Annotated in this window: 7 protein-coding genes and 1 pseudogene; 2 read left to right on the top strand and 6 right to left on the bottom strand. The window is 71.6% G+C overall.

The features are described from left to right. Positions 1–185: 185 nt before the first annotated feature. The 3 genes from ACZ7HQ_RS05850 to ACZ7HQ_RS05840 form a co-directional block, all read right to left on the bottom strand. Positions 186–1,136: an SPFH domain-containing protein gene (locus ACZ7HQ_RS05850; protein WP_470985115.1), complete on the bottom strand. Its 951-nt coding sequence runs from the start codon at positions 1,134–1,136 to the stop codon at positions 186–188. A gap of 111 nt (positions 1,137–1,247) precedes the next feature. Then, positions 1,248–1,679, bottom strand: coding sequence for an NfeD family protein (locus ACZ7HQ_RS05845; RefSeq protein ID WP_470985113.1), 432 nt, complete (start codon positions 1,677–1,679; stop codon positions 1,248–1,250). A gap of 82 nt (positions 1,680–1,761) precedes the next feature. Continuing rightward, positions 1,762–2,553, bottom strand: a complete 792-nt coding sequence (locus ACZ7HQ_RS05840; RefSeq protein ID WP_470985110.1) for an ABC transporter ATP-binding protein — start codon at positions 2,551–2,553, stop codon at positions 1,762–1,764. Between the two features lie 150 nt (positions 2,554–2,703). Between ACZ7HQ_RS05840 and ACZ7HQ_RS05835 the strand changes: the two genes are divergently transcribed. Beyond that, positions 2,704–3,492, top strand: coding sequence for a hypothetical protein (locus ACZ7HQ_RS05835; RefSeq protein WP_470985107.1), 789 nt, complete (start codon positions 2,704–2,706; stop codon positions 3,490–3,492). 68 nt (positions 3,493–3,560) lie between these two features. On the opposite strand, the gene ACZ7HQ_RS05830 is transcribed toward ACZ7HQ_RS05835, so the two are convergent. The 3 genes from ACZ7HQ_RS05830 to ACZ7HQ_RS05820 all read right to left on the bottom strand — a co-directional run bounded on the left by ACZ7HQ_RS05830 (position 3,561) and on the right by ACZ7HQ_RS05820 (position 5,757). Continuing rightward, positions 3,561–3,806, bottom strand: coding sequence for a chaplin (locus ACZ7HQ_RS05830; protein WP_470985104.1), 246 nt, complete (start codon positions 3,804–3,806; stop codon positions 3,561–3,563). Positions 3,807–3,977: 171 nt separating this feature from the next. Beyond that, positions 3,978–4,619, bottom strand: coding sequence for a response regulator (locus tag ACZ7HQ_RS05825; protein ID WP_470985101.1), 642 nt, complete (start codon positions 4,617–4,619; stop codon positions 3,978–3,980). Continuing rightward, entirely contained in the window at positions 4,612–5,757 is a 1,146-nt protein-coding gene (locus ACZ7HQ_RS05820; RefSeq protein ID WP_470985099.1) for a GAF domain-containing sensor histidine kinase, read from the bottom strand. The genes ACZ7HQ_RS05825 and ACZ7HQ_RS05820 overlap by 8 nt, the downstream gene beginning before the upstream one ends. A gap of 185 nt (positions 5,758–5,942) precedes the next feature. On the opposite strand from ACZ7HQ_RS05820, the pseudogene ACZ7HQ_RS05815 reads away from it, so the two are divergent. After that, positions 5,943–6,751, top strand: a pseudogene (locus ACZ7HQ_RS05815) (S-adenosylmethionine:tRNA ribosyltransferase-isomerase); the annotation flags it as partial. Positions 6,752–6,845 lie beyond the last annotated feature (94 nt).

Below are 6,845 nucleotides of genomic sequence, written 5' to 3'. Positions count from 1 at the left end.
CGGCTACCGCCCCGGCACGGACATCGGCCTCGTCATGGACCCGGCGTCGTCGGAGTTCTTCCGCGGCGGGGTGTACGACTACGCGGGCGAGGGGGGGGGGGGGGGCCCCCCCCCCCCCCCCCCCCCCCCCCCCCCCCCCCCCCCCCCCCTCCCCGTACCCGTCTCCGGCTCCGTCCAGGAGGATGTCAGTCGATCTTCGGCTTCTCGCGGCGCTCTGTGCCGCCGTTGCCCGACGAGCCGCTGCCGCCCGAACCGCCGCCCAGGGGGCCGAAGTTGCCCATGGCGCCGGAGAGGCCCTTGAGGGCGTCGCCGATTTCGCTGGGGACGATCCAGAGCTTGTTGGCGTCCCCCTCGGCGATCTTCGGGAGCATCTGCAGGTACTGGTAGGACAGGAGCTTCTGGTCGGGGTCGCCGGCGTGGATGGCCTCGAAGACCGTACGGACCGCCTGGGCCTCGCCCTCGGCGCGCAGGGCGGCTGCCTTGGCCTCACCCTCGGCGCGCAGGATCTGGGACTGCTTCTCGCCCTCGGCGGTGAGGATGGCGGCCTGGCGCGTACCTTCGGCGGTGAGGATCGCGGCGCGCTTGTCACGGTCGGCGCGCATCTGCTTCTCCATCGAGTCCTGGATGGAGGTGGGCGGTTCGATGGCCTTGAGCTCCACGCGGTTGACGCGGATGCCCCACTTGCCCGTCGCCTCGTCGAGGACGCCGCGCAGCGCCGCGTTGATCTCCTCGCGGGAGGTGAGGGTGCGTTCGAGGTCCATGCCGCCGATGATGTTGCGGAGTGTGGTGACCGTCAGCTGCTCGATGGCCTGGATGTAGCTGGCGACCTCGTAGGTGGCGGCGCGGGCGTCGGTGACCTGGTAGTAGATGACCGTGTCGATGTTGACCACCAGGTTGTCCTGGGTGATCACCGGCTGCGGCGGGAAGGGGACGACCTGTTCGCGCAGGTCGATGCGGTTGCGGATGGTGTCGATGAACGGGACCACGATGTTCAGGCCCGCGTTCAGGGTGCGTGTGTAGCGGCCGAAGCGCTCGACGATGGCGGCGCTGGCCTGTGGGATGACCTGGATGGTCTTGATCAGGGCGATGAAGACCAACACCACCAGAATGACCAGGACGATGATGACCGGTTCCATCGTGCTCCCCGTACCCCTCTCTGCCTCGGCGCCTCGGCAGATCCAGCTGGTTGTTGAAGATCTTGCTGGTCGAGTCTGACAGACCGTCGCCCAACTCGTGGGCCGGATTCCTCAGATGACGATGGCGGTGGCTCCTTCGATGTCCACGACGTCCACTTCCTGGCCGACTTCGTAGGCACGGCCGGTGTCGAGGGAACGGGCCGACCAGACCTCTCCGCCGAGCTTGATGCGGCCGCCGGCGCCGTCGACGCGCTCGAGGACGACTGCCTGCCTGCCCTTCAAGGCGTCGACGCCGGTGGCGAGTTGGGGCCGTTGTCTGCCGTGCCGGGCCGCGATGGGGCGGACGACGGCGATGAGTGCGACGGAGACGACGACGAAGACGAGCACCTGGATCACGGCGCCGAGGCCGAGTCCCGCGGCGACGGCGGCCGCGACGGCTCCCACCGCGAGCATGCCGAACTCGGGCATGGCGGTGACCACGAGCGGGATTCCGAGCGCCGCCGCGCCGACGAGCCACCACACCCATGCGTCGATGTCGTTCACACGGTCATGGTAGGGCCGGGGTCGGACGGCGGACAGGGCGCGAAAGGGAGCGGGACGGGCCGGGACCGCCTCGGGTGAAGGGTCAGGACAGGGGCAGGCCCTGAGCCGTCCAGCGGTCGCCGACCTGCTCGACGACGAGCGGGAGGCCGAAGCAGAGGGAGAGGTTGCGGGAGGACAGTTCCAGCTCGATGGGGCCGGCGGCGAGGACCTTGCCCTGGCGGATCATCAGTACGTGGGTGAAGCCGGGGGCGATCTCCTCGACGTGGTGCGTGACCATGATCATCGAGGGGGCGATGGGGTCGCGGGCGAGCCGGCCGAGGCGGCGGACGAGGTCCTCGCGGCCGCCGAGGTCGAGGCCGGCGGCGGGCTCGTCCAGCAGGAGCAGCTCGGGGTCGGTCATCAGGGCGCGGGCGATGAGGGTGCGCTTGCGCTCGCCCTCGGAGAGGGTGCCGAACCTCCGGTCGAGGAAGTCGCTCATGCCGAGGCGGTCGAGGAAGGCGCGGGCGCGCTGCTCGTCGACCTCGTCGTACTCCTCCTGCCAGTGGGCGGTCATGCCGTAGGCGGCAGTCAGTACGGTCTCGAGCACGGTCTGGCGCTTGGGGAGCTTCTCGGCCAGGGCGATGCCGGCCACGCCGATGCGGGGGCGCAGGTCGAAGACGTCGACCTTGCCGAGGGTGTCGCCGAGGATGGTGGCGGTGCCCTTGCTGGGGAAGACGTAGCTGGAGGCGACGTTCAGGAGGGTGGTCTTGCCGGCGCCGTTCGGGCCGAGGATGACCCAGCGCTCGCCCTCCTTCACCGACCAGGAGACCTGGTCCACCAGAGCCCGGCCCTCGCGGACCACGGATACGTCCTGAAGCTCCAGAACATCGCTCATGAGCGCGTTGTCTCCCCTTGCAGTGTGGCCGGTCTCGGCTGTCGCGTAGGCCTGTGGCTCGGTCCGCCGCGCCGGTGGGCGCAGCCCTTATGAAATCTACGCCACGAGTGCCCGGCTCCATTCCATCGGTCCTGTCCTTAGGGTGGGGGCATGCTCTCGGAACCGCGTTCAGGACGCCTTGCCGCTTGGGGAAATGCCCTTTTGGCCGGACTTGTCTCACCGGACGACGCCGCGCTCGCCATTGTGGGCGAAGACACGGTGCACCGGGTGGAGGGGCTGCCCGGGGAGTCCGCACAGGTCGGGCTCACGCTCGCGCTGGGGCGGCTGCGGACGCTGGGGGCGACCGGGCTGCGGGTCGCGCTGCCGGCGCCGGGGCATCCGCTGGGACTGAGCGGGCCGCCGGAGTTCAACGCGCGGGCGCTGGAGGCGGAGGAGGCGGTGGTCTGCTTCGGTGCCGCGTTCGGGCTGGTGCCGGAGGCGTACGAGGCCGGGCCCGCGGGCGATGTGCACGCCGAGGTGGTCTGGCACGTCCTGCCGGTGCGGGAGGCGCCGCCCGCCGACGTGCCGTCGCTGGGCGAGGCCGAGCGGGAGCTCGCGGAGGCGCTGCGCGAGGCGACCGAGATGCTGTCGAAGCTGGACGTCGCCGGTTCGGGCCCGGTGGCGGAGGCGGCCATCGACGCCTATCGGGCGCGGGCCGAGCGGGGCCGTGAGGTGCTGGCGCCGGGGTATCCACCGCGTGCGGTACGGGTGCTGGAGCTGGCACAGCGGGTGGGGCTGCTGGTGTCCCTGGCGTACGAAAAGGGGCACGGCGGTGCGGTCAGCTCCGCGGAGATGGCGGCGCGGGCAGCGGCCTTGCGGCCCGTTGAGCGGACGGCGCGGCGGGCGCAGGTCGCGGCGTACAACTCCGTCGTGGAGGAGCGCGAGCGGGGGGTTCGGTAGGCGACGGGCGGAAAGCCGACAGGCCTCCCGGTGCACACGGGAGGCCTGTGGTCGCTGGGGGCCGGACCTCAGTGGTTGAGGCCGATGTTGCCGAAGGCCGGGTTCAGTACGCCGATCACGTTCACGCTGTTGCCGACCGCGTTCACCGGGACGTGCACCGGGGCCTGGATGACGTTGCCCGAGATGACACCCGGGGAGCCCTGGGCGTCGCCGCAGGCGTGAGCGCCCTGCGTGGCGGAGGCCATCCCCGCACCGGCGGCCACCAGACCACCGGCCACCATCGTCACGGCCGCGGCCTTCTTCAGGTTCTTCACTTTCCAACCCCTCCTAGACGTTCACCGCGGCGGTTCGCCGCAGCACGCACTGGAGAACGGCGGAGATCGCCGGAGGGTGCGCCATCCGGGTGACATTCCCACGACGGTATGAATCTCAGTCCATAGCCTGACCCCTCACGTTGCCCTCGGTCATGCCCTGGCGAGGGCGTTTCAGCCGGTCACGCCGTGGCGAACGGCCCACAGGGCGGCCTGCGTGCGGTCGGCGAGGTCCAGTTTCATGAGGATGTTGGAGACGTGCGTCTTGACGGTCTTCTCGGACAGCACGAGGGCACGGGCGATCTCGCGGTTGGAGCGGCCGTCGGCTATCAGGCCCAGCACCTCGCGCTCCCGTTCGGTGAGCGAACTCCCCCTCCCCTGCCCGGAGTGGGTCTCCTCCTGGGAGAGCAGGACGCCGGCGACCTCCGGCTGGAGCAGGATGTGGCCTGCGTGCACGGAGCGGATGGCACCGGCGAGGGCGTCGGGATCCACGTCCTTGTAGACGTATCCGGCGGCGCCCGCGCGCAGGGCCGGTACGACCGTGCGCTGCTCGGTGAAGCTGGTGACGATCAGCACGCGCGCGGGGTTGTCGAGTTCGCGGAGCCTGCGCAGGGCGTCGATACCGTCCATGCCCGGCATCTTGACGTCCATCAGGACGACGTCCGGCCGTAGTTCCTCGGCGCGGGCGACGCCCTCGGCGCCGTCGGCGGCCTCGCCGACGACCTCGATGTCGTCCTGCACCTCCAGGAAGGTGCGCAGGCCCCGGCGGACGACCTGGTGGTCGTCGACGAGCAGCACCTTGATTGCGTCAGCCACCGGGGACCTCCATCTCGATCGTGGTGCCCTTGCCGGGCGCCGACTCGACGTTCAGCGTGCCGCCGACGCCGCTGGCCCGGTCCCGCATGGAGACCAGGCCCAGGTGGCGTCCGGCGCGGCGGACCGCCGTGGGGTCGAAGCCGTTGCCGTCGTCGGTGACGCTCAGTACGGCTCCACAGCCGCGGCGCTGGACGCTCACGTCGACGTGTGCGGCGCCGGAGTGGCGCAGGGCGTTGTGCAGGGCCTCCTGGGCGACCCTGAGCAGGGCTTCCTCCTGGGCGGCGGGCAGGGCACGGAAGCCGTTGCTGGTGAAGGTCACGCGCGCGGTGTGGGCGCGGTCGAGGACCTGCGTCTGGGTGCGCAGGGTGGCGATCAGGCCGTCCTCGTCCAGAGCGGCGGGGCGCAACTCCACGACCGCGGCGCGCAGTTCGTCGGCGGCCTCGGCGGCGAGCGCGGCGACCTGGTGCAGTTCGCCCTTGGCGCGGGCCGGGTCACGGTCGACCAGGGCCGCCGCGGCCTGGGCGGTCAGGCGCAGCGAGAAGAGCTTCTGGCTGACGGCGTCGTGCAGTTCGTGGGCGAGGCGGGAGCGTTCCTCGGCGATGGTCAGCTCACGGCTGCGCTCGTAGAGGCGGGCGTTGGTGAGGGCGATGGCGGCGTGCTGGGCGAGGATGGAGAGCAGTTCCTGGTCCTCTTCGGTGAAGCCGCAACTTCCGTCCCGCCTCGGGCAGTTCTTGTTGGCGAGGAACAGCGCGCCGATGACCTCGTCACCGTCGCGGATCGGCAGGCCCAGGAAGTCGACCAGGTCCGGATGCGCGGACGGCCAGCCCTCGAAGCGGGGGTCCTTGCGCACGTCGGCGAGCCGCTCGGCCTTCGCCTCGTGCAGCATCGCGGCGAGGATGCCGTGCTGGCGGGGCAGCGGGCCGATGGCCTTCCACTGGGCGTCGCTGACGCCGTCCACGACGAACTGGGCGAAGCCGCCGTGGTCGTCGGGGACGCCGAGGGCGGCGTACTGCGCGTCGAGCAGCTCGCGGGCGGAGGCGACGATCGTCTTGAGGACGTCGCGCACCTCCAGATGCCTGCTCATGGCCAGCAGCGCGGCACTGACCGCGGCGAGGCCGGACCGGGGGCCTTGACTCATGTCCTCACGGTACCGGCGGGGTGTGACAGCGCGGATCGGACCTGTGACGGCCGGGCCTGGTCCGCTGGGCCTAGGCCCGCGGGTCTGGACCCCCCGGTCCGAGGGCCCGGGCGCGCCGTGTACGCCGAAGGGCCCCTCGGGTTTGCGGCCCGCATCCGAGGCGGTCGGGGCGGTGACGCTCCTACGCCGGGGATCTGCTCGTGGTGAACACCTCACCCGCTCTCGCGGCGGCGGTGGACGGGCACATCGGGCACGCGCGCGTGGTGGTGCACTTCTCCACCGCGGGGACGACGGCCGGTGGGCGGTCGAGCTGCGGGAACGGGACGGGCAGGGCACTGCACGCGCGCGTACGGGCACGTGTGCGGGTACGGAGGTGGTGCTGCCGGCGGCGGGGCGGCTGGTGCTGGAGGAGCCGCTGAGTGCATGCGGGGAGCGTACGGGCTGGGCGCGGCCGGCCGGGGACGTCCTCGGGCCGCTGCGCGCCTTCGGGCGGCCCGTTCGCTGCTCCTACACGGAGCGGGAGCAGCCCCTGTCCGCGTACCAGACCGTGTTCGCGCTGCCGTCGCCGGACGGGCGGGCAGCGCGGAGATGCCGAGTGCGGTGCGGCCTTTCACCCCGCGCCTGGTGGTCGAGCCGGTCAGCCGGGGTGTGCAGTTCGCGCCGATCACGCTGCACACGGGGGTGGCGTCGGCGGAGGCGCACGAGCCGCCGTACCCGGAGCGGTGCCGGTGCCGGAGGCGTCGGCGCGGCTGGTCAGCGCCGTGAAGGAGGGTGAGGGAGGGTGATCGCGGTCGGTACGACGGCCGTGCGGGCCCTGGAGTCGGCGGCCGGGCCGGACGGGGTGGTGCGGGCGGTCGCGGGGCGGACGGCGGTCGACCGTGCCTACGAGGAGGCGCTGCGGGGGCTCTACCTGTGGCACGAATTCGGCGACGTCCACCTCATCCTCCCGGAGGAGGGCCCTCACACAGCGCGTTGCGACGGCAACTCATGGTGAAACTGTTACGTCTCCGATGTGAGCCCGCGCATAGGGCCCACATCACGTACGAACGGGCATAGGAGATAAACCTCCCGGGATGAACGGGACAGAC

The organism is Streptomyces sp. NPDC037290 (genome assembly GCF_055603245.1).
This window is presented reverse-complemented; position numbering and strand designations above follow the sequence as displayed.